Origin of the sequence: Burkholderia sp. AU16482, assembly GCF_002223285.1 — a bacterium.
Taxonomy (GTDB): Bacteria; Pseudomonadota; Gammaproteobacteria; order Burkholderiales; family Burkholderiaceae; genus Burkholderia; species Burkholderia semiarida.
The window spans coordinates 491,580-511,683 of sequence record NZ_NKEY01000003.1; the positions used below are offsets into that span (position 1 = coordinate 491,580).

17 protein-coding genes and 1 other RNA gene are annotated in these 20,104 nt (G+C 68.1%); 7 read left to right on the forward strand and 11 right to left on the reverse strand.

The window, feature by feature from the left end; genetic code table 11:
• Window positions 1-2: 2 nt before the first annotated feature.
• Window positions 3-683, reverse strand: coding sequence for a GntR family transcriptional regulator (locus tag CFB35_RS04780; protein ID WP_059574086.1), 681 nt, complete (start codon window positions 681-683; stop codon window positions 3-5).
• Between the two features lie 287 nt (window positions 684-970).
• On the opposite strand from CFB35_RS04780, the gene CFB35_RS04790 reads away from it, so the two are divergent.
• Together CFB35_RS04790 and CFB35_RS04795 are read left to right on the forward strand one after the other, a co-directional pair.
• On the forward strand, window positions 971-2,152 hold the full coding sequence (locus CFB35_RS04790; protein WP_089464619.1) for a gamma-glutamyl-gamma-aminobutyrate hydrolase family protein: 1,182 nt from the start codon (window positions 971-973) through the stop codon (window positions 2,150-2,152).
• A 115-nt stretch (window positions 2,153-2,267) separates the two neighbouring features.
• On the forward strand, window positions 2,268-2,960 hold the full coding sequence (locus tag CFB35_RS04795; RefSeq protein ID WP_089464620.1) for a DUF2968 domain-containing protein: 693 nt from the start codon (window positions 2,268-2,270) through the stop codon (window positions 2,958-2,960).
• A 78-nt stretch (window positions 2,961-3,038) separates the two neighbouring features.
• On the opposite strand, the gene CFB35_RS04800 is transcribed toward CFB35_RS04795, so the two are convergent.
• On the reverse strand, window positions 3,039-4,064 hold the full coding sequence (locus CFB35_RS04800; protein WP_306427093.1) for a hypothetical protein: 1,026 nt from the start codon (window positions 4,062-4,064) through the stop codon (window positions 3,039-3,041).
• Window positions 4,065-4,355: 291 nt separating this feature from the next.
• Here CFB35_RS04800 and CFB35_RS04810 point away from each other — a divergent pair, with 291 nt between their 5' ends.
• Entirely contained in the window at window positions 4,356-5,651 is a 1,296-nt protein-coding gene (locus CFB35_RS04810) for an MFS transporter (protein WP_059574081.1), read from the forward strand.
• An 82-nt stretch (window positions 5,652-5,733) separates the two neighbouring features.
• On the opposite strand, the gene CFB35_RS04815 is transcribed toward CFB35_RS04810, so the two are convergent.
• Window positions 5,734-7,641: a tetratricopeptide repeat protein gene (locus CFB35_RS04815; protein WP_089464622.1), complete on the reverse strand. Its 1,908-nt coding sequence runs from the start codon at window positions 7,639-7,641 to the stop codon at window positions 5,734-5,736.
• A gap of 58 nt (window positions 7,642-7,699) precedes the next feature.
• Between CFB35_RS04815 and CFB35_RS04820 the strand changes: the two genes are divergently transcribed.
• The gene (locus CFB35_RS04820; RefSeq protein WP_089464623.1) at window positions 7,700-9,346 is read left to right on the forward strand and encodes an FAD-dependent monooxygenase; all 1,647 of its coding nucleotides are present in this window, start codon (window positions 7,700-7,702) and stop codon (window positions 9,344-9,346) included.
• An 8-nt stretch (window positions 9,347-9,354) separates the two neighbouring features.
• On the opposite strand, the gene CFB35_RS04825 is transcribed toward CFB35_RS04820, so the two are convergent.
• Genes CFB35_RS04825 through CFB35_RS04840 form a run of 4 tightly spaced genes read right to left on the reverse strand, consistent with a single transcriptional unit; the run spans window position 9,355 to window position 14,657 of the window.
• Window positions 9,355-9,606 (reverse strand): formate dehydrogenase subunit delta, encoded by a 252-nt coding sequence (locus tag CFB35_RS04825; protein WP_059574078.1) that lies wholly within the window; start codon window positions 9,604-9,606, stop codon window positions 9,355-9,357.
• Window positions 9,607-9,613: 7 nt separating this feature from the next.
• On the reverse strand, window positions 9,614-12,565 hold the full coding sequence (gene fdhF, locus CFB35_RS04830) for a formate dehydrogenase subunit alpha (protein WP_089464624.1): 2,952 nt from the start codon (window positions 12,563-12,565) through the stop codon (window positions 9,614-9,616).
• A 17-nt stretch (window positions 12,566-12,582) separates the two neighbouring features.
• Window positions 12,583-14,160, reverse strand: coding sequence for an NADH-quinone oxidoreductase subunit NuoF (locus tag CFB35_RS04835; protein WP_089464625.1), 1,578 nt, complete (start codon window positions 14,158-14,160; stop codon window positions 12,583-12,585).
• Window positions 14,157-14,657, reverse strand: a complete 501-nt coding sequence (locus CFB35_RS04840; RefSeq protein WP_059574075.1) for an NAD(P)H-dependent oxidoreductase subunit E — start codon at window positions 14,655-14,657, stop codon at window positions 14,157-14,159. The genes CFB35_RS04835 and CFB35_RS04840 overlap by 4 nt, the downstream gene beginning before the upstream one ends.
• A 131-nt stretch (window positions 14,658-14,788) precedes the next feature.
• Between CFB35_RS04840 and CFB35_RS04845 the strand changes: the two genes are divergently transcribed.
• The 3 genes from CFB35_RS04845 to CFB35_RS04855 all read left to right on the forward strand — a co-directional run bounded on the left by CFB35_RS04845 (window position 14,789) and on the right by CFB35_RS04855 (window position 16,973).
• A complete protein-coding gene (locus tag CFB35_RS04845; RefSeq protein WP_089464626.1) occupies window positions 14,789-15,895 on the forward strand; it encodes a substrate-binding domain-containing protein in 1,107 nt (368 codons plus the stop codon).
• Window positions 15,896-15,996: 101 nt separating this feature from the next.
• Window positions 15,997-16,266 carry a hypothetical protein gene (locus CFB35_RS04850; RefSeq protein WP_059574073.1) on the forward strand — a complete coding sequence of 90 codons (270 nt, stop codon included), beginning with the start codon at window positions 15,997-15,999 and terminating at the stop codon, window positions 16,264-16,266.
• A gap of 353 nt (window positions 16,267-16,619) precedes the next feature.
• Window positions 16,620-16,973, forward strand: coding sequence for a DUF4148 domain-containing protein (locus CFB35_RS04855; protein ID WP_059574072.1), 354 nt, complete (start codon window positions 16,620-16,622; stop codon window positions 16,971-16,973).
• Window positions 16,974-17,232: 259 nt separating this feature from the next.
• Here the strand turns inward: CFB35_RS04855 and ssrA are convergent.
• From ssrA to ompA, 4 genes are all read right to left on the reverse strand, one after another.
• Window positions 17,233-17,602, reverse strand: a transfer-messenger RNA (tmRNA) gene (gene ssrA, locus CFB35_RS04860).
• 17 nt (window positions 17,603-17,619) lie between these two features.
• Complete coding sequence (gene gph / locus CFB35_RS04865; RefSeq protein ID WP_059574071.1) at window positions 17,620-18,333, reverse strand: phosphoglycolate phosphatase; 714 nt, start codon at window positions 18,331-18,333, stop codon at window positions 17,620-17,622.
• Window positions 18,334-18,346: 13 nt separating this feature from the next.
• Window positions 18,347-19,045 (reverse strand): bifunctional 2-polyprenyl-6-hydroxyphenol methylase/3-demethylubiquinol 3-O-methyltransferase UbiG, encoded by a 699-nt coding sequence (gene ubiG, locus CFB35_RS04870; RefSeq protein WP_023475819.1) that lies wholly within the window; start codon window positions 19,043-19,045, stop codon window positions 18,347-18,349.
• Window positions 19,046-19,197: 152 nt separating this feature from the next.
• Window positions 19,198-19,866, reverse strand: a complete 669-nt coding sequence (gene ompA, locus CFB35_RS04875; protein WP_059574070.1) for an outer membrane protein OmpA — start codon at window positions 19,864-19,866, stop codon at window positions 19,198-19,200.
• Window positions 19,867-20,104: the final 238 nt, after the last annotated feature.

Below are 20,104 nucleotides of genomic sequence, written 5' to 3' on the forward strand. Positions count from 1 at the left end.
GCTCAGGGGCGAAGATGTTGAACAAGCGTGGAGCGGAACGAATCGATATGGCTTTCGACGGCTGCGCGCGCGCCGGCGGCGTCGCGTGCGGACAGCCGGTCGAACAGCGCGCGGTGCTCGTGCTGGACGTCGGCGAGATGGTGCGGTTCGGACAGCGTGACGAACCAGAAGCGCAGCGAGCGCTCGTGCAGCGCGCGCAGGATGTCGGCCAGCACCGCGTTGCGCGCGGCCGCGGCGATCGTCTGATGAAACGCGCGGTCGAGCTCCATCATGCCCTCGACGTCGTGTGCGTCGACGCAGGCCTGCCCGTCGTCGAGCAGCGCGGCCAGGCGCGCGAGATCGTCGGGCGTCGCATGGCGCGCGGCGAGTTCGACGCAGTGCGCTTCGTTGATGCGCCGCACGTCGATGACGGCGACGATGTCGTCGAGCGACAGCGGCTGCACCATCAGGCCCTTGCGCGGCATCACCGACAGCAGCCCCTCGAGCACGAGCCGATGCACGGCTTGGTGTACCGGTGTGCGGCCGATTCCCGTCCGCGCGACGAGTTCGGCTTCGTTGAGCGCGGCGCCCGGTTTCAGGCGCATCGTGACGATGTCGCGCTGGATCAGCGCGTACGCGCGGTCGGCGAGACTCGCCGGGGACGCGGCGGGGCGGTCGCGGGTGACGTCGGTCAGGGTGCTCATATGGGGTTCGGCACTGGGGTCGGAAGGCGCGCGATCATGACGCGGCGGGCTCGGGAAGCGTGGGCGATCTCTGGATATTATTGTGATATATCACAGGTGTCCAGCCCAAGAGCGGCACGGGCAGCGGGGGCCGGGTGCGCGAACGGGGCCGCATGCCGCCGCGGCGGCCCTGCCACCGACTTGCAACAATATCGACAGGATGTTGCAGGTTTGCCGCGTGATCGTGCACTGAAGCATAATGAATCCTCGTCTATTCATACGCGTGAGCGACGTACCAGACCATCGTCATGAGCGAAAACACGCCTTCCCCGGCCGGTCTGCCCGGCACCTTTTCCGCTTCTTCCGATTCCCCGCGTCCCGATCCGGCGAAAACGCACGATGCGCAGGCCGCCGTGCAGAACGCCGCCGACGACGGCGCGTCGCCCGTGACGGCCGCATCCGAGCCCGGTGCACCCGGTGCCGCGGGCGCGATCGGGGACGGCGCCGCCACGGCCGCGCCGCCGAAGCCGGGTGCGCCGCCGCCCGGATTCGGCGCGCAGCCCGATTTCGACACGCCGCGGCCGCCTCCCGCGAACGCGCAGAATGCGCCGCCCGCCTACCTGAAGCAGAGCGACACGCCGTGGTCGGTATTCGGCCGGATCGTCGCGGCGCGCGCGCGGCGGCTGTTCGACCGCGCCGGCCAGCGCATCACGCAGCGCACGCTGCGCATCGGCGTGTCGGCGCGGATCTTCCATCCGGAGCCGGGCGCGAAGGGGCTGCGCGGCAAGACGCTGCAGTATCTCGAGGAATCGATCGCCCACTGGGTGATGTCGCGCGACGTGCTCGTGTTCATGATTCCGACCGTCGGCCATCAAGGCATGATCCATCCGAGCAACATCCGCCTGCGCGACTACGCGAAGCATCTCGACGGCCTGCTGCTGCAAGGCGGCGCCGACGTGTCGCCGCAGACCTACGCGGCGTCGGATGCGCGACCCGAATGGCCGGGCGATCGCGTGCGCGACATGTACGAGCTCGAGCTGCTGCACGAATTCGTCGAGTCCGGCAAACCCGTGCTCGGCGTGTGTCGCGGCTGCCAGTTGATCAACGTCGCGTTCGGCGGTTCGCTGTACCAGGACATCGCCACCGACGTGCCGACCGCCCATGCGCACGTGAGCGAGCATTACGACCAGCACCGTCACGCGATCCGTTTTCCCGACACGTCGACGCTCGCGAGCATGTTCCCGGGGCGCAGCGAAGCGATCGTCAACTCGATTCACCATCAGGCGATCCGCGATCTCGGCCGCGATCTGAACATCGAAGCCGTGTCGGCCGGCGACGGGATCATCGAAGGCATTCGCCATCGGCGTTCGCCGTTCGTCGTCGGTGTGCAGTGGCATCCGGAGTTCCATCGCGCGGGCGGCTCGGAGCTGCTCGACTGCACGCCGCTGCTCGATGCATTTCTGCGCGCGGCGCGCGAAACGCGCCTGTAGCCCGCCGTATTTTTCGTGTTGAACTCAGGCCGGCCGCATCCCGATAAATTCGAGATGCGGCCGTTTCGTTTTGAACGATAATCGCGAGTTCCGATTCGTTCGCCGGAGTCTGACGTTGGCTTTCCGAAACTTTTCCCCTGCACGATGCGCAACGTGGATCGTTGCACTGGCTGCCTGCGCGCAAGCGGGCGCGGCCTGGTCCGCCGACGCGACCGCCCCCGCTGCCGGTACGCGTCCGGCGGTCACGAGCCTGAGCGGCGGCGCGTCGCCCGCGGCCTCGGCCGCGACGGATGTCGCCGCGCAAGGCAACGTTGCCGAGCTGACGCAGATGCTGCACGACGGCCGGATCGTCGAGATGCGTACGACGTACAACGGCAGCTACGGCGCGAGCCTGATGTTCGATCCGCGCGAGATGACGTATTACGTCGCGCTGTTCCAGGACAAGAATCTGTGGCGCGTGATCCGTTCGCAGGACAAGAATCGCGCGGAGATGGTGTATGCGAACTTCGTCCAGCAAACGGCGCAACTCGCCGATATCGAGATCCGCCGGACCGAGCTGCAGGCGCAGAAGGCATTTCTAGAACGCGTGATCGCGCTGCAGGCGAATCGTGCGCAGCAACTGCAGGCCGACCTGAGCGTCGCGCGCAGCCAGCAGGCCGAAGTCGCGCAACGGCAGAAGTCGGCGCAGGAGCAGGCGCAGGCGCTGCAGGTCGAGAAGCGGGCGGCGCAGTTGCAGTTGCGCGATCTGCAGGAGCAGGTGCGGCAACTCGAGAAGCAGACCGAGACGGGGTTGCCCGTGCACAAATAACGATCCGTCGAGCGGACGGAGCGAGACGAGCGAAAACCCGGCGAAGCGATCTTCGCCGGGTTTTTTATTGCGCGGGCATCAATGCGCGAACGCGTCCGGCACGTCGGTCACGCGGCGGTGCGACAGTTGCGACGTCCAGTCGGAACCGGCCGCGCGCGGGTGCGTCGGGCGGGCCGGCTGCGTGGCGCGCAGCGCGTTCGCCATGGCGATCAACGTGGCAGGCTCGTCGAGCGCGTCGAGCGCGTCGCGCGTGACACGCGTGTCTGCCTCGTGCGGCGGTGGGGCGCGCCGAACGCGCGTGCCGGTGTTGGTGGCGTCGTGCTGAATCGGCGGATGCGCAGCCAGCCGTGGCACGGCCGGTGTGCGGGGCGGCGCTTCCGTCGTGCGCTGGCCGGCTGCCGGACGTGGCGAGGCAGGAGCGGCATGCCGCACGTCGGGCGTTGCTTGCGGGTGAAGCGATGCGGGGCCGCGCGCGACGCGGTGCGTGGCTGGCGGCGAGACCATCGTATGCGCGCCAGCCGTCGCTACCTTGGGTTGCGGCATGGCGTTCGTCGACGTGACCGGTGCAGCCGCGGCGACATGTGTGGTGTCGGTCGATGTCGCGATGTGAGCGGGTGCGCCGCCGGCGGCTTGAATCGCGTATGCGGGAACGGAATCCGCAGGTGGCTCGTGCGCGCCGATCAGCCAGGCGATGATGCCGAGCGCGCCGATGCTCCAGCAGACGGCGTATCGCGCGCGCCGATCGCGAGGCGGGCGCGCGGAACGGCGCAAGTACCGACCGGCGCCAGCCGCCGGCGTGACAGGCAATCCGGCCGAAGCGGGCAGTGCCGCCGCCACCGGCAGCGGCTGCCATCGGCACGCGCTGTGCGGCCGGTCGATATCGATGCAGGATGTCGTCAGTGTCGCGAGGCAGTGGCTGCCGGGCCGTGCGCCGGACGCACCGAGGAACCGCCATTCGCGGCCGAACGGCGGGACGTGATCGAGCGGAGTGGCGCGAGGGCGGGCGAGCGCGCCTTCGACCGGGACGAGGGGCGATGGGGTCATGAGAGCGGTACGCCGTGCGACACAGGCCCGTGCCGACGCGGCGCGGAAACGTCGTCGCAAATCTTGCCATTGTGGTCAGCCGGCGCGGGCCGGTCGATCAGATCGATCTGATTCTTGTGCCCGTTTCGGGGCGACTTGTACGAGGCGGACGCCGTGACGGCCGTGATGGGGCACCACAAGGCAAATGTCGGCTTGACGTGGCATGATGCGCGAATCTTGCTGGCGGCGCGCCGTTACGTGCCGCGCCGCCGGCGGGCAGCGATGCCCGTGTGCGCGTGCCAACGCTGCGCGCCGCGCATCGTCGGTTTCATGCGGCGCGGTATTCGCGCCATCCGAGCTTAGCGAGAAAACATGTCCACAGCATCGCCTGCCATCGCGCAGGAATCGAAAGTCCGCACCGTCTTCCGCGTCGTCAGCGGCAACTTCCTCGAAATGTACGACTTCATGGTCTACGGGTATTACGCGTCGGCCATCGCGAAAACGTACTTTCCGAGCGGCAACGCGTTCGCGTCGCTGATGCTGTCGCTGTCGGTATTCGGCGCGGGCTTCCTGATGCGGCCGGTCGGCGCGATCGTGCTCGGCGCATACATCGACCATCACGGCCGCCGCAAGGGGTTGATCCTGACGCTCGGGCTGATGGCGATCGGCACGCTCACGGTGGCCGCGATACCCGGCTATGCGACGATCGGCGTGCTCGCGCCGGTGCTCGTGCTGCTCGGCCGGCTGTTGCAGGGCTTCTCGGCGGGCGTCGAGCTGGGCGGCGTGTCGGTGTACCTGTCGGAGATCGCGACGAAGGGCCACAAGGGGTTCTATACGTCGTGGCAGTCGGGTAGCCAGCAGGTGGCCGTCGTGTTCGCCGCGTTCGTCGGCGTCGTGCTGAACCGCGCGCTGCCGGTCGAGGAAATGACCGCGTGGGGCTGGCGCATTCCGTTCCTGATCGGCTGCCTGATCGTGCCGTTCCTGTTCCTGATCCGCCGCTCGCTGAAGGAAACCGACGAATTCCTGGCGAAGCGTCACCGCCCGACGATGGGCGAGATCATGCGCTCGATGCTCGACAACTGGGGTATCGTGGTGGCCGGCATGGGGATGGTGATCATGACGACGGTGTCGTTCTACATGATCACCGCCTACACGCCGACCTTCGGCAAGGAAGTGCTGCACCTGTCGTCGCTCGATGCGCTCGTCGTGACAGTCTGCATCGGTATCTCGAACCTCGTGTGGCTGCCATTGTCCGGCGCGCTGTCCGACCGCGTCGGCCGCCGTCCGGTATTGATCGCGTTCACCGTGCTGACGCTGCTGACGGCTTACCCGGCGGTGCTGTGGCTCGTCGGCGATCCGTCGTTCCTGCGGCTGCTCGCGGTCGAGCTGTGGCTGTCGTTCCTGTATGCGTCGTACAACGGGGCGATGGTCGTCGCGCTGACCGAAGTGATGCCGGCCGACGTGCGCACGGCCGGCTTCTCGCTCGCGTACAGCCTGGCCACGACGATCGGCGGCTTCACGCCGGCGATCTCGACGCTGCTGATCCACGAGACGGGCAACAAGGCGGCGCCGGGGCTGTGGTTGAGCGTGGCCGCGATCTGCGGCTTGATCGCGACGCTCGTGCTGTACCGCACACCCGACGCGCGCGATCAGTACAAGTCGGCCTGACGGCCACCCGCATGTCGCGCGGCGCCGGGCCGCGCATCTCATCGAAACAGGGAGCGCGATGCGCTCCCTGTTTCGTTTGCGATCATGCCTCGCGCAGCATGTCGGCCACCGTGGCCGCCACGTCGAGCCATGCGCCCGGCGCAGGCTGGCGGGCGATCCTGGCCTGCGGATACCACGGGCAATCGTCGCCGGTGAACCAGCGCCAGTCGGCCGCGAACGGCAGCATGACCCAGAGCGGCTTGCCGAGCGCGCCCGCGAGGTGCGCGACCGCCGTGTCGATCGTGACGACGCCGTCGAGGCGCTCGATCAGCGCGGCCGTATCGCCGAAGTCGTTCAGCCGGCCGTCGAGACGATGCATGCGCGGATGCACGTCGATGCGCGTCCGCTCGTCGTCGTCGAGCGCGGGCTGCAGCACGATCCAGTCGATGTCCGGCAGTGCGAGCAGCGGCGCGAGCGCGTCGAACGGCATCGAGCGGTTTTCCTGTGCCTGTCGGCGCCCCGACCATGCCAGGCCGAACTTGCGCTTCGACTGCCCGCCGAGCGAGCCGCGAAAGCGCCGGCGGGCGCCGTCGGGCGCGTGGAGGTAGCGCGCGCCGACGATGTCCTCCGGCTGAAGCCCGAGCACGAACGGCAGGCTCATCAGCGTGCATGCGACATCCGCGGCAGGCGGCTTCGCGGCGCCCTGGGCGACGAGCGTCACGCGCCAGCGCGACGCGGCCGGCGTCAGCAGCGCGACGAGTTCCGGCTGGACTTCGAGTACGACGCGCGCGCAGCGTGCGCGGGCGAGCGGCACGAAGCGGACGAACTGCAGCGTGTCGCCGAATCCCTGTTCCGCGCGGATCAGCAGCGTGCGCGACGCAATCGGCTCGCCCTGCCAGCGCGGCAGCGCGCCGAGCGGCGTCGCGCCGGGCGTTTCGTGGCGCGCTTCGTAGGCGGGCAGGCCGCGCGTGAAGTCGCGCAGCGTCAGCAGCGTGACCGCGCGATGCAGCCGCGCGAGCGTGAGATCGGGCGCGACACGCAGCGCCTGGTCGAATGCGCGCAGCGCCATCTCGTGCGCGCCGAGCGCGTGATGCGCGTTGCCGAGATTCAGCCACGCGAGCCCGAACGACGGATCGAGCCCGACGGCGCGCTCGTAGTAGGGCAGTGCGTCGCGGTGGCGCGCCTGCGCGCAGAGCGCGTTCGCGAGCCCGAACAGCGCGAGCGGAAACGGTGGGTGCAGTGCGAGCGCGGCTTCGAACGCGGCCGCCGCCTCGGCATGCCGGCCGAGCGCATCGAACGTGTTGCCGAGATTGAAATGCGCGGCGACGAAACGTGGCTGCGCGGCGATCGCGGCCTGGAAGTGCGCGATCGCATCGTCGGCGCGCCCCATCGCGTTCAGCGCCATCCCGAGATTGTTGTGCGCGCCCGCATGCCCGGGCCGGAGCTCGAGCGCGCGACCGAACGCGGCGAGCGCGTCGTCGTGGCGGCCGAGCGCGTTCAGCGCGTTACCGAGATTGTTGTGGATCGACGCGTCGTCCGGCGTGAGCCGCAGCGCGCGGCCGAAGGCGTCGATCGCATCGTCGTGACGCTGCAGCGCCGCATACGCATTGCCGAGGTTGTAGTGAGCGAGCGGAAATTCGGGCGCGAGCGTCAGCGCATTGCGAAAGCGGTCGATCGCTTCGTCGAGCCGGCCGAGCGCTTTCAGCGCGTTGCCGAGATTGAGCTGCAGTGCGGCATCGTTGGGGCGCAGCGCGACGGCCCGGCCGACGAGATCGGCGGCCTCGGCGTGCTGGCCCTGCTGGTGCCGCAGCACGCCGAACAGGTGCAGCGCGTCGGCGTCGGCGGGGTTGGAGGCGAGCGCGTGGCGATAGCCGTGCTCGGCCTCGGCGAGGCGGCCCGCGCGGTGTGCGGCGTACGCCCGGTCGAATGCGGAATCCATGACGCGAAAACTGGCGGAAAGCGCGTATTTTCCCACACCGCGGGGTAGGGCCGCGTATCGGCCGGTCGGCATATGGCCCCGTCACGCGGAGCGGCGTAGACTTGCAGAGTCGCGTGTCATCGAGGTTTCCATGGCTGACACACTGTCCGATATCCCACCCGTGCTGATCGTCGGCGCGGGGCCGACCGGCCTTGCCGCCGCGATGAGCCTGGCGCGTGCCCGCGTGCCGGTGCGCATCATCGATCGCCTGGCCGCGCCCGCGCCGTTTTCGCGTGCGATCGGCATCCAGGCGCGCACGCTCGAGCTGCTGGAGCAGCATCGCGCGGTCGAACCGTTTCTCGCGCTCGGCCATCGCGCGCATGCGGCCGAGCTGCATGCCGACGGCCGCGTGATCGCGCGGCTCGATTTCGATCCGCTGCAAACGCGCTATCCGTATCTGATGTTTCTCGACCAGAGCATCACCGAGCGGCTGCTCGCCGAGCATCTGGCCGGGATGGGCGTGACCGTCGAACGCGGTACCGCGCTGACCGCGTGCGACGCGGGCGGCACGTCGCTCGACGTGACGCTGCGCCGCGCAGATGGCCGCGACGAGTCGTTCGCGCCGTCGTACGTGATCGCGGCCGACGGCGCGCACAGCACGGTCAGGCATCTGCTCGGCCTGGGCTTTGCCGGGCATGCATTCGAACAGACTTTCCTGCTGGCCGATTTCGCGGCGATACCCGACTGGCCGGACGAAGAGATCCGCCTGTTCACGACGCCCGAAGGTATCGCGGGGCTGTTTCCGATGGGGAGCGGCCGTTATCGGCTCGTGGCGGACCGGCCGCCCGGCAGCGACGCGTCGCCCGGCGCGCCGGCGCCGTCGCTCGAGGAATGCGACGCGATCATCCGCGCGCGCGTCGGCGCCTCGATCTCGCCGAGCGATCTCGCGTGGTCGTCCTATTTCCACCTGCACAGCCGGATGGTCGACCGGCTGCGTCATGGCCGCGTGTTCTTCGCGGGCGACGCCGCGCACGTCCACAGCCCGGCCGGCGCGCAGGGCATGAACACCGGCATCCAGGAGGCGTTCAACCTGGGCTGGAAGCTCGCGCGCGTCCTCGGCGCAGGCGCACCCGAGCGGTTGCTCGACACGTATCACGCGGAGCGCCATCCGATCGAGCGCGACGTGCTGCGGCAGACCGGTTTCGTCACGCAGGTCGTCGAAGCCGAGCGCGGCGCGATGAAGCTGCTGCGCGATCACGTCGTGCCGCTGCTGGCGTCGTTCGGGCCGATGCGCGACGCGCTGCGGCGCACGGTGAGCGAGCTCGGCGTGCAGTACCGGAAGAGTCCGCTCACGCTCGAGCGCGTGCTCGACGGCGGCCCGCGCGCGGGCGAGCGCGCGCCCGATGCGCTCGTGCACGTGCTCGACGGGCCGCTCGGTCGTGCGCCCGGCACGGCGCGGCTATACGACCTTCACGATCCGGCGAGCTTCACGCTGTTGCTGCTGGAGGAGCCGGTGGATACCGACGCCGGCGAGGTGCCGCCGATCCCGGCCGATGCGCGGGGGCTCGTGCAGGGGCTCGAACGCATCATGCCGGAAGCGGTCCGCGTGTGGCGTGTCGCCGATGCCGAAGGCGACGGGGCGGCGGGGCTCGCGCAGGAATACGGCCGCTCGCGGCCGTCGTTCTATCTGCTGCGGCCGGACGGCTATGTTGCCGCGCGCGGGCGTACGGCGACCGACGCCAATGCGCTGCTGCGCCACTGCGAGAACTGGTTCGCGGGCATGTCGGTGTCCGCGTAGCCGCGCGGTCAGGCGGGCGCCGCGGCAGGGACGAGCGACGCGCGGTGCGCGGCGATCGCGTCGCGCACGATCGGCGTCGCGCGTTGCCCGGCCGCGTTCGACGGATCGTCGAGCGCGGCGAGCAGCGCTCGGCGCATGCGCGGCTCCCAGAAGCGCCGGATATGCTCGGCGATGCCGGCCAGCGCTTCGTCGCGATCGGGCATCGATTCGAAGAATGCGCCGATCTGGTTGGCCATGTCGATCAGGTGGTCGTTGTCCATTGCTGCCTCACTTGCCTGTCGTCACGGCGGCCGGCGCGGCCGCGCGGCGCTCGAGCAGGTCGAGCTGCTCCGAGTTGAAGCGCGCATAGGCACGCTGCCAGTCGGACGGTTGCGCAACCGGCAACACCTGCACGGCCGTCACCTTGTATTCGGGGCAGTTCGTCGCCCAGTCGGAGCTGTCCGTCGTGATCACGTTCGCGCCCGATTCGGGGAAGTGGAACGTGGTGTACACGACGCCCGGCTGCATGCGCTCCGTCACGAGCGCGCGCAGCACCGTCTGCCCCGCGCGCGACTCGATGCCGACCCAGTCGCCGGTGCGGATCCCCCGATCCTGCGCGTCGTGCGGATGGATCTCGAGGCGATCCTCTTCATGCCACCGGACGTTTTCGGTGCGGCGCGTCTGCGCGCCCACGTTGTATTGCGACAGGATGCGGCCCGTCGTCAGGATCAGCGGATAGCGCTGCGTGACCTTCTCCGGCGTCGGAATGAACTTGGTGATCACGAACCGGCCCTTGCCGCGCACGAACGTGTCGATGTGCATCGTCGGCGTGCCTTCCGGCGCGTGTTCGTTGCACGGCCACTGGATGCTGCCGAGTGCGTCGAGCTTCTCGTACGATACCCCCGAGAAAGTCGGCGTGAGCCGCGCGATCTCGTCCATGATTTCCGACGGATGCGCGTAGTGCATGTCGTAGCCGAGCGCCTGCGACAGCAGCAGCGTGACTTCCCAGTCCGCGTAGCCCGCGAGCGGCGGCATCACCTTGCGCACGCGCGAGATCCGGCGCTCCGCGTTCGTGAACGTGCCGTCCTTCTCGAGGAACGTCGAGCCCGGCAGCAGCACGTGCGCGTATTTCGCGGTTTCGTTCAGGAAGATGTCCTGCACGACGATGCATTCCATCGCCGACAGCGCGGCCGCCACGTGCTGCGTGTTCGGATCCGACTGGACGATGTCCTCGCCCTGGCAGTAGAGCCCCTTGAAGCTGCCGTCGAGCGCCGCGTCGAACATGTTCGGGATGCGCAGCCCCGGCTCCGGCTGCAGCGTGGCCGACCACGCCTGTTCGAACTGCGTGCGCACGACCTCGTCGCCGATGTGCCGGTAGCCGGGCAGCTCGTGCGGGAACGAGCCCATGTCGCATGAACCCTGCACGTTGTTCTGGCCGCGCAGCGGATTGACGCCGACGCCTTCGCGGCCGACGTTGCCGGTCGCCATCGCGAGGTTCGCGATGCCCATCACCGTCGTCGAGCCCTGCGCGTGTTCGGTCACGCCCAGGCCGTAATAGATCGCGGCGTTGCCGCCCGTCGCGTAGAGGCGTGCGGCCTCGCGCACCCGCTCGGCCGGCACGCCCGTCACGTCCGCGGTCGCCTCGGGCGAATTGTCGGGCTGCGCGACGAAGTCGCGCCATTGCTCGAACGCGCGCGTGTCGCAGCGCTCGGCGACGAAGGCCTCGGCCACCAGCCCTTCGGTGACGATCACGTGCGCCAGCGCATTGACGATCGCGACGTTGGTGCCGGGGCGCAACTGCAGGTGGTGCGTGGCCTTCACGTGCGGGCCGTCGACGACGTCGATGCGGCGCGGATCGATCACGATCAGCTTCGCGCCTTCGCGCACGCGCCGCTTCAGCCGCGAGCCGAACACCGGATGGCCGTCGGTCGGGTTCGCGCCCATCACGACGATCACGTCGGCCTGGCCGACCGAGGCGAACGTCTGCGTGCCGGCCGATTCGCCGAGCGTCGTCTTGAGGCCATAGCCGGTCGGCGAGTGGCACACGCGTGCGCAGGTATCGACGTTGTTGTTGCCGAACGCGGCGCGCACGAGTTTCTGCACGAGATAGGTTTCCTCGTTCGTGCAGCGCGACGACGTGATGCCGCCGATCGAATCGCGGCCGTACTTCTGCTGCAGCTTGCGGAATTGCGTCGCCGCGTACGTGAGCGCCTCTTCCCAACTCACTTCGCGCCACGGGTCGGTGATCTTCTCGCGGATCATCGGCTTCGTGATGCGGTCCTTGTGCGTCGCATAGCCCCACGCGAAGCGTCCCTTCACGCACGCGTGGCCTTCGTTCGCGAGACCGTTCTTGTGCGGCGTCATGCGCACGACCTGCGTGCCCTTCATCTCGGCCTTGAACGAGCAGCCGACGCCGCAATACGCACAGGTCGTGACGACCGAGTGTTCGGCCTGCCCCAGCTGCACGACGGATTTTTCCTGCAGCGTGGCCGTCGGGCAGGCGGCGACGCACGCGCCGCACGACACGCATTCCGACGCCATGAACGATTCGCTTTCGCCCGCGGCGACGCGCGACTCGAAGCCGCGCGCGGCGATCGTCAGTGCGAACGTGCCCTGCGTTTCCTCGCACGCGCGCACGCAGCGGTTGCAGACGATGCACTTCGACGGGTCGTACGTGAAGTACGGATTCGACTCGTCCTTCGTGTCCTTCAGGTGATTCGCGCCGTCGAAGCCGTAGCGCACCTCGCGCAGGCCGACCACGCCCGCCATGTCCTGCAGCTCGCAGTCGCCGTTGGCCGGGCACGTGAGGCAGTCGAGCGGGTGGTCGGAGATGTACAGCTCCATCACGTTGCGGCGCAGCGACTGCAGCCGGTCCGACTGCGTGCGCACCTTCATGCCGGCTTCGGCGGGCGTCGTGCACGACGCCGGATAGCCGCGCCGGCCCTCGATCTCGACGAGGCACAGCCGGCACGAGCCGAACGGTTCGAGCGAATCGGTCGCGCAGAGCTTCGGGACGTTGACGCCGGCTTCGATCGCCGCGCGCATCACCGACGTGCCGGCCGGCACCGTGACCGGCTGGCCGTCGATTTCGAGCGTGACGTCGGTGTCGGCATGCCGTTGCGGCGTGCCGTAATCGGTATCGTCGAACGGGTCGCGGGCGCGCGCCTGTGCCGCGCTCTTGCACGCGCATTGGCCCGAGCCGCAGCCGCCTTGGCGGACGTTGTTCGTGTCGAGTGACATGCAGGGCTCCTTCTGGGTCAGGCCGCGGCCTTGACCGGGCCCGACGCGGCATCCTTGCCGGCAGCGAGCCCGAAATCTTCGGGGAAATGGTCGAGTGCGGACAGCACCGGGTACGGCGTCATGCCGCCCATCGCGCATAGCGAACCGGCCAGCATCGTGTCGCACAGGTCGCGCAACAGCGTGACCTGCCGCTCCGACGTATCGCCGTGGCGGATCCGCGCGATCGTCTCGACACCGCGCGTCGAGCCGATCCGGCACGGCGTGCACTTGCCGCACGATTCGATCGCGCAGAACTTCATCGCATACTCGGCCAGCTCGGCGAGATTCGACGTGTCGTCGTGCAGCACGATGCCGCCGTGGCCGACGACCGCGCCGATCGCCGCGTACGCCTCGTAGTCGAGCGGCACGTCCCACTGGTGGTCGGGCAGGTAGGTGCCGAGCGGGCCGCCGACCTGCGCGGCGCGTGCCGGCCGGCCACTGGCCGTGCCGCCGCCGAAGTCGAACAGCAGTTCGCGCAGCGTGACGCCGAACGCGAGCTCGACGAGACCGCCGTGACGGATGTTGCCTGCGAGCTGGAACGGCAGCGTGCCGCGCGAGCGGCCCATCCCGTAGTCGCGATAGAACGCGGCGCCGCGCGCGAAGATCACGGGCGCCGTCGCGAGCGTGATCACGTTGTTGATGACCGTCGGCTGGCCGAACAGGCCGGCGAGCGCGGGCAGCGGCGGCTTCGCGCGCACGACGCCGCGCTTGCCCTCGAGCGATTCGAGCAGCGCCGTTTCCTCGCCGCATACGTACGAGCCCGCGCCTTTCGCGACGTGCAGCTCGAACGCGTGCGCGGAGCCGAGCACGTGCTCGCCGAGCCAGCCGGCTTCACGCGCGCGGACGATTGCCGCTTCGAGCGTGGCGATCGCGTGCGGGTATTCGCTGCGCACGTAGATGTAGCCGACCGTCGCGCCGGTGGCGACGCCCGCGATGATCATCCCTTCGATCAGGCAGTACGGGTCGCATTCCATCAGCAGGCGGTCGGAGAACGTGCCCGAATCGCCTTCGTCCGCGTTGCAGACGATGTATTTCTGCGCGGCGCGCGCCTGCCGCACGGTACGCCACTTGATGCCGGCCGGGAACGCCGCGCCGCCGCGGCCGCGCAGCCCCGACTCGATCAGCGTTTCGCATGCGGTGTCGCCGTCGAGCGCCAGCGCGTTCTTCAGGCCGGCAAGCCCCTCGTGTTGCAGATAGTCGTCGATCGACAGCGGATCGGTCAGGCCGATCCGTGCGAACGTGAGCCGCTGCTGGCGGGCGAGGTAGGGCAGCGCGTCGACGAGGCCGACGCCGTTCGGGTGCGCGCCGCCGTCGAGCCAGCCGGCGTCGAACAGGGCGGGCACGTCGGCGGCCGACATGTTGGCATAGCCGACGCGGCCCGCGGCCGTCCCGACCTCGACGAGCGGTTCGAGCCACAGCAGCCCGCGTGACCCGTTGCGGACCACCTCGATGGCGACCCCGCGCCGTTCGGCCTCGGCCGAGATCGCGGCGGCGAGCGCGTCGGCGCCGAGCGCCAGCGCGGACGAATCGCGCGGAACGTAGATGCGGGTCGTCATGCCGCCTCCTGCGCGTGGGCCACCGCGTCGGCCAGCAGCGCGTCGAACTTCTCCGGCGTGACCTTGGCGTGGAGCACCCCGTTGACCGTCATCGACGGCGATTGCGCGCACAGTCCGAGGCAGTAGACCGACTCGAGCGCGACGTCGTCCGGCGTACGGGCCGCGGCGGCATCGCCGTGCTTGGCGTCGAACCGGCAGCCCGTGCGGGCTTGCGCGTGGGCGGCGAGCGCCTCGCAGCCCATGCTGCGGCACGCTTCGGCGCGGCACATCTGGATCGTCACGCGGGCGGGCGGCGCGGTGCGGAAATGGTGGTAGTAGGTCAGGACGCCATGCACTTCCGCGCGCGACAGGTTCAGCACCTTGGCCAGCGGCGCGACGCAGCCCGCCGGCACGTAGCCCGCGTCGTCCTGGATCGCATGCAGGATCGCGACGAGCGAGCGGCCGGCGCGCGCATGGCGCTCGACGAGCACGTCGGGCGCAGGGGAATTCGGGGACATCGGTTTTGCTCCTCCAAAGCCTCATATGCGCTCGAAATTCATATAGTGCGCATCGCGACTTCGTTCTGATTGATTTTCACCCACGATAAGCGGAAGATTTCGCGGTCGCAATAGGAAATCGGAGTGCATAATTGATTCGGGTCGAATGCGACGCGTATCTGACCGTACGCGACACGGAAGGCCGGTCGGCCAGTCTGTCGGACGTCGCTCCGCTGCTGGAACTCGTGGCCGATACGGGCAGCATCGCGCAGGCCGCGCAAGCCAAGGGACTGTCGTACCGGCACGCGTGGGGCATGCTACGCGCGCTGGAATCGTGCATCGGCGGGGAATTGATCGAAACCGCGCGCGGCAAGGGTTCGACGTTGTCGGCGCTCGGCCGGGCGGTCGTCGATGCGCAGCGTCTGGCGCATAGTCGCCTCGACGGGAACCTGCGCATGCTGGCGGCCGAGGTGGCCAGCGACCTGAACCGGCGGCTCGCGCAGCGCGACGGCGCCGTGCGCATCCATGCGTCGCACGGTTATGCGGTCGCGACGCTCGTTTCCGCGCTCGTCGATGCGCAGGCGGCCGTCGACATCAAGTATCGCGAGAGCGTCGAGGCCGTGCAGGCGCTCGCCCGCGGCGAATGCGACCTCGCCGGTTTCCATTTGCCGCGCGGCGCGTTTCGCGCGCAGTGCGCGCAGATCTACCGGCCGTGGCTCGACGACGCGCGCCACGTGTTGATCCACCTGACACGCCGCCAGCAGGGGCTGTTCGTGCCGCGCGGCAACCCCAAGCAGGTGCGCGGGCTGGCGGATCTCGCGCGTGACGACATTCGCTTCGTCAACCGCCAGCCGGGGTCGGGCACGCGCATGCTGCTGGATCTCGCGCTGCGCGCGATCGGCATCGATCCGGAGCGCATCGACGGCTATGCGTCGGCCGAACTCACGCATTCGGCGATCGCGGCGTTCGTCGCGAGCGGCATGGCCGATCTCGGCTTCGGCGTCGAGCCGGCCGCCCGTCACTTCGGGCTCGACTTCATCCCGATCGTCGACGAAGACTATTACTTCGCATGCGAACGCGCGCGGCTCGATGTGCGGCCGCTCGCCGATGTGCTGGCGCTGCTGCGCGACGCACGCTTCGTCGAACGCGTCGCGCATCTCGACGGCTACGATCCGGCTGCGTGCGGCGCGCTGGAGCGCATCGCGACCGGGCTGGCCGGCGGCGACGGCACGAGCGTGCCGGACGGCAATTCCCGGTAACGAGGACGCGATCGAACCGCGCTGCAGCAGCGGGGGATTTGCGCTACGCTTGCCGCTTGATCAACGTTCCAACAAGCACGCCGTTCAGGCGTCATCCCGCCATGAAATTTCCCGTTCCCCTTGCCGCGGCAGCGTTGACCGCGGGGTTGCTGGTCGTCGCTTCGCCGTTTGCGTTCGCGCAGAATTCCCCGGGCGTGCCCGGCGGCATCCTGAGCGAACAGTTCCGACTGAACGAACATCCGCAGATGCCGTTCGCGGCATCTGCGCCGTCGGACAAATACCAGACCGGCAAGAAGTCGGCGTTGCGCCGCAAGGGCGACCTGGGCGACCCGAACGGCTGCAACCTGAAGTGCCCGATGGATGCCCGGTAGCGCGCAGGCAGTTGGCCTGTGCCCAAGTGGGGTGCTGTCTTCTGCGTCACGGATCGATCAACCGACAGACCTGCTACCCGCGCTCCACCCAATCTTGCTTTGTTCGAGCCCCGCAAAGCCTGCGCTTTTCGGGGCTCGTGCTTTTCCGCGGCCCTTCATGCAACGCGGGAGACGAAACGGCGATTTGCCCGCATCACCTTTCGGACAGGAGCCTAGGGTTAACCCGTAAATCAGGAAGGATGTCTTCCTGAAACCTGCCTTATTCTTAAGCATCCACCTACATAAACTTCGGTTTGTCGGCGCTGATCAAGGGTGTTCACCGCCGAATCAGACAAATCTGGAGGTAGGTCATCATGAAGTCGTTCGTTCAAGCCGTTGTCGTTGCTGCCGCTCTCGTTGCCCCGGTTGCGTCGTTCGCCCAGTCGGGCTCGACGATCACCCGTGCGCAGGTCCGTGCCGAACTGGTTCAACTGCAGCAGGCCGGTTACAACTCCGCCCGCGGCGAAGATCCGCATTATCCGGAAGCGATCCAGGCCGCAACCGCGCGTGTCGCGGAGCAGCAGCGCAGCGCCCTGGCTCAAGCTCAAGGCGCCGACGCCAGCGGCTACGGTGCGCAGGCACAGGGCGCATCGGCGTCGGGTTCGCGCGCAATGGGCGTGCGCCCGGCCAGCGCGGACGAAATGAAGTCGCTGTATCGCGGCAGTTGAGCCCCGCGTCGCCGGTCACGGTCGGGGCCCGAGTCGTGCCCAAACCCTGACCAGCGGGCCGGCCGCTGCGCGGCGCAATCGCTGATGGGGCGACCGCGCCAGAACATCCGTCGCCTCCTGCCGCCGGAGCACCGGTGGCATTCCGCGCGGCCCGTCCGGGGCTGGGCGCTTTTTCGGAAGGAGTCGGCGTGCGTGTCGCCGGCAACAAAAAACCCCGCAGACTGGCGTCATGCGGGGTTCGTGCGACGAGCGCGGAATTTGGTGGAGGCGGCGGGAATCGAACCCGCGTCCAGAAGCGCTCCACGACTAGTTCTACATGTTTAGTTCGGTCTTTTGATTTAACCGCAGCGACGCGGACGAACACGCTGCACTACGGCGATTCGCTAAGTTTTCGACCCTGGCGTCGCGACGCCGACAGGGCTTAACTGACGTAAATGACCTCTGGCGGTATTGCTACCGGTCTTGCGACACTAGCCCGTCAGTGAACTAGGCAGAGGACGGCGGCCCTTAGGCTGCCAGTGCGAACGTATCGTCGTTTGCAGTTACGATTTTCCCATTGATTAACGAGGTGACGGGTCCTCGACATGCCCTAGCCGCTTCACAACCCCTGTCGAAACCAGGTCGCCCCCGCGGATAAGATCGATCATTATAGCCCAACATCGCGCAGCAGGTGCCGCAGTTCCTGCGTCGAACCGACGAGATGCTGCGCTTGCCAGTCAGCCGGCGCCGCGCCGTCGCCGCAGTAGCCGTACGCGGCGGCGACCGTCGCCATGCCGGCGGCGCTTCCGGCCTGAATGTCGCGAAGATCGTCGCCGACATAGACGATGCGCTCGGGCGCGAGCGCCATCTGCGCTGCCGCATGCAGCAGCGGAGCCGGGTGCGGCTTCGAGTGCGGCGTTGTGTCGCCCCCGACGATGCAGGCCGCGCGCGACGACAGGCCGAGCAGGTCGGCGAGCGGCGCCGTGAGGCGCATCGCCTTGTTCGTGACGATGCCCCAGCGCACGCCGCGCGCATCGAGTTCGTCGAGCACGTCGCCGATGCCGGGAAACAGCGTGGTATGTACGCAGATATCCGTTGCGTAATTGATCAGGAACTCGTCGCGCATCGCTTCGTAGCCGGGCGTGTGCGGATCGATGCCGAACGCGCCGCCCAACAGGCCCCGCGCGCCGGCGGACGCCAGCGGCCGCAACACGTCGAGCGGCGTTTCGGGCAGGCCGCGCGCGCGCTGCATCATGTTGACGGCTGCCGCGAGATCGGGCGCCGTGTCGGCGAGCGTGCCGTCCAGGTCGAACAGGACCGCATCGCAGTGCAGCAGGCGCGGTTCGTCTGCGATCCGCGCGGTCGAAAGGGGAGTCGTCATGCCGTTCGGAGGGTCACGCGCCGCGGCGGCACGCGACGAGGTAGTTGATGTCGGTGTCGTTCGACAGCGCGAAGCGCTTGCCGATCGGGTGATAGGTGATGCCCTTGATCTCGACGATGTGCAGATCCGTCGCGCGCACGAAGCCGGCCAGTTCCGACGGGCGGATGAAGCGCGCATAGTCGTGCGTGCCCTTCGGCAGCATTTGCGCGATGTACTCCGCGCCGATCACGGCGAACAGGTAGGACTTCAGGTTGCGGTTGAGCGTCGAGAAGAACACCCAGCCGCCCGGCTTCACGAGCGTCGCGCACGCGGCCACGATGTCGCCGGGCGACGGCACGTGCTCGAGCATCTCCATGCACGTGACGACGTCGTAGGTGCCGGGTTCGCGCGCGGCGATCGCTTCGGCGGCGATCGCCTCGTATTCGACCGAAATGCCGCTTTCGAGGCTGTGCAGGTCGGCCACGCCCAGCGCTTCGGTCGACAGATCGATGCCTTTCACCTGGGCGCCGAGCCCGGCCATCGATTCGGACAGGATGCCGCCGCCGCAGCCGATGTCGAGCGCGCGCTTGCCGGCCAGATGCGCATGGGCATCGATCCAGCCGAGCCGGACCGGGTTCAGGTCGTGCAGCGGTTTGAATTCGGCATTCGGATCCCACCACCGATGGGCGAGGTCGCTGAATTTCTGGAGTTCGTGCGGATCGGCGTTGGTCATGTCGGCAAACGGGCTACGAGAGGAGGGCGGTGCTTCGGTGCGTCAGCCCCGAGTATATAAGCGGGCGAACGACGAGGCCAGCGAGCGCCTGGACGGGCGTCAATGAAAAAGCCCCGCCGGAGCGGGGCTTTGAAGCAGTCGAGAGCCGCGGCTTAGTTTGCCGGAACGGTCGTCTTTTCCACTTGCTGCGTACCAACCACTTCGACTTCCACGCGGCGGTCCGGTGCGAGGCAGGCGATGAGTTGCTTGCGGTTCTTCTGGTTGCAGCCAGTCGTAACCGGGTTGCGCTTGCCCTTGCCTTCCGTGTAGATCTTGTTGGCCGGCACACCCTTGCTGACCAGGTACGACTTCACGGCTTGAGCACGGCGCAGCGACAGGCGGTCGTTGTACTTGTCCGAACCGATGCGGTCCGTGTAGCCCGTTGCAACGACCACTTCCGTGTTCATGCCTTGGATCTTCGAAGCCAGTTCGTCCAGCTTCTGCTTGCCCAGCGGCTTCAGCGTTGCCTTGTCGAAGTCGAACAGTGCGTCGGCTTGATACGTGATCTTCTGGCTCGAGATGACCGGAGCGACCGGAGCGACCGGCGGCTGCGGTGCCTGGGCGACCAGTGCGCCATCGCACTTGGCGTTGGCGGTGGCCGGCGTCCAGAACGCATCGCGCCAGCAGAGCTCGTTCGTGCCGTTCATCCACACCCATTCGCCCGTGCCGTTCACCCAGTTGTCATTGACGGCCTGACGCGACGCCGGCACCGATTGTGCCGAAGCGGATGCAGCCATAACTGCGGTAGCTGCAATGAACGCGAGCTTTGAAAGTTTATTCATATTTCTCCTCTCGAAATTGAGATTACCGCAGGTTTACTGCGAGCCTGTTGACGGTGACAAGTCATACATTGCTCGAAGTATAACATTGGTGCGGCACAAAAATGCGGCGCCGCTCCTTGTAGGTAGACTTCGAGCAGCGTCTAACTTTCAGTGCGTTGGCATTTTGCCATATCGTTCCCTTCCTACGAAAAAAAATCCTCCCCACCCCAAGATCGCTTCAACTTTGTGGTGCATGCGC

Bases quoted from the DNA above. Each gene is read 5' to 3' on its own strand.
- CFB35_RS04780 (WP_059574086.1), bottom strand. From the start codon at position 683: ATGAGCACCCTGACCGACGTCACCCGCGACCGCCCCGCCGCGTCCCCG.
- CFB35_RS04790 (WP_089464619.1), top strand. From the start codon at position 971: ATGAGCGAAAACACGCCTTCCCCGGCCGGTCTGCCCGGCACCTTTTCC.
- CFB35_RS04810 (WP_059574081.1), top strand. From the start codon at position 4,356: ATGTCCACAGCATCGCCTGCCATCGCGCAGGAATCGAAAGTCCGCACC.
- CFB35_RS04815 (WP_089464622.1), bottom strand. From the start codon at position 7,641: ATGCCGACCGGCCGATACGCGGCCCTACCCCGCGGTGTGGGAAAATAC.
- CFB35_RS04820 (WP_089464623.1), top strand. From the start codon at position 7,700: ATGGCTGACACACTGTCCGATATCCCACCCGTGCTGATCGTCGGCGCG.
- CFB35_RS04825 (WP_059574078.1), bottom strand. From the start codon at position 9,606: ATGGACAACGACCACCTGATCGACATGGCCAACCAGATCGGCGCATTC.
- fdhF (WP_089464624.1), bottom strand. From the start codon at position 12,565: ATGTCACTCGACACGAACAACGTCCGCCAAGGCGGCTGCGGCTCGGGC.
- CFB35_RS04835 (WP_089464625.1), bottom strand. From the start codon at position 14,160: ATGACGACCCGCATCTACGTTCCGCGCGATTCGTCCGCGCTGGCGCTC.
- CFB35_RS04840 (WP_059574075.1), bottom strand. From the start codon at position 14,657: ATGTCCCCGAATTCCCCTGCGCCCGACGTGCTCGTCGAGCGCCATGCG.
- CFB35_RS04850 (WP_059574073.1), top strand. From the start codon at position 15,997: ATGAAATTTCCCGTTCCCCTTGCCGCGGCAGCGTTGACCGCGGGGTTG.
- CFB35_RS04855 (WP_059574072.1), top strand. From the start codon at position 16,620: ATGAAGTCGTTCGTTCAAGCCGTTGTCGTTGCTGCCGCTCTCGTTGCC.
- gph (WP_059574071.1), bottom strand. From the start codon at position 18,333: ATGACGACTCCCCTTTCGACCGCGCGGATCGCAGACGAACCGCGCCTG.
- ubiG (WP_023475819.1), bottom strand. From the start codon at position 19,045: ATGACCAACGCCGATCCGCACGAACTCCAGAAATTCAGCGACCTCGCC.
- ompA (WP_059574070.1), bottom strand. From the start codon at position 19,866: ATGAATAAACTTTCAAAGCTCGCGTTCATTGCAGCTACCGCAGTTATG.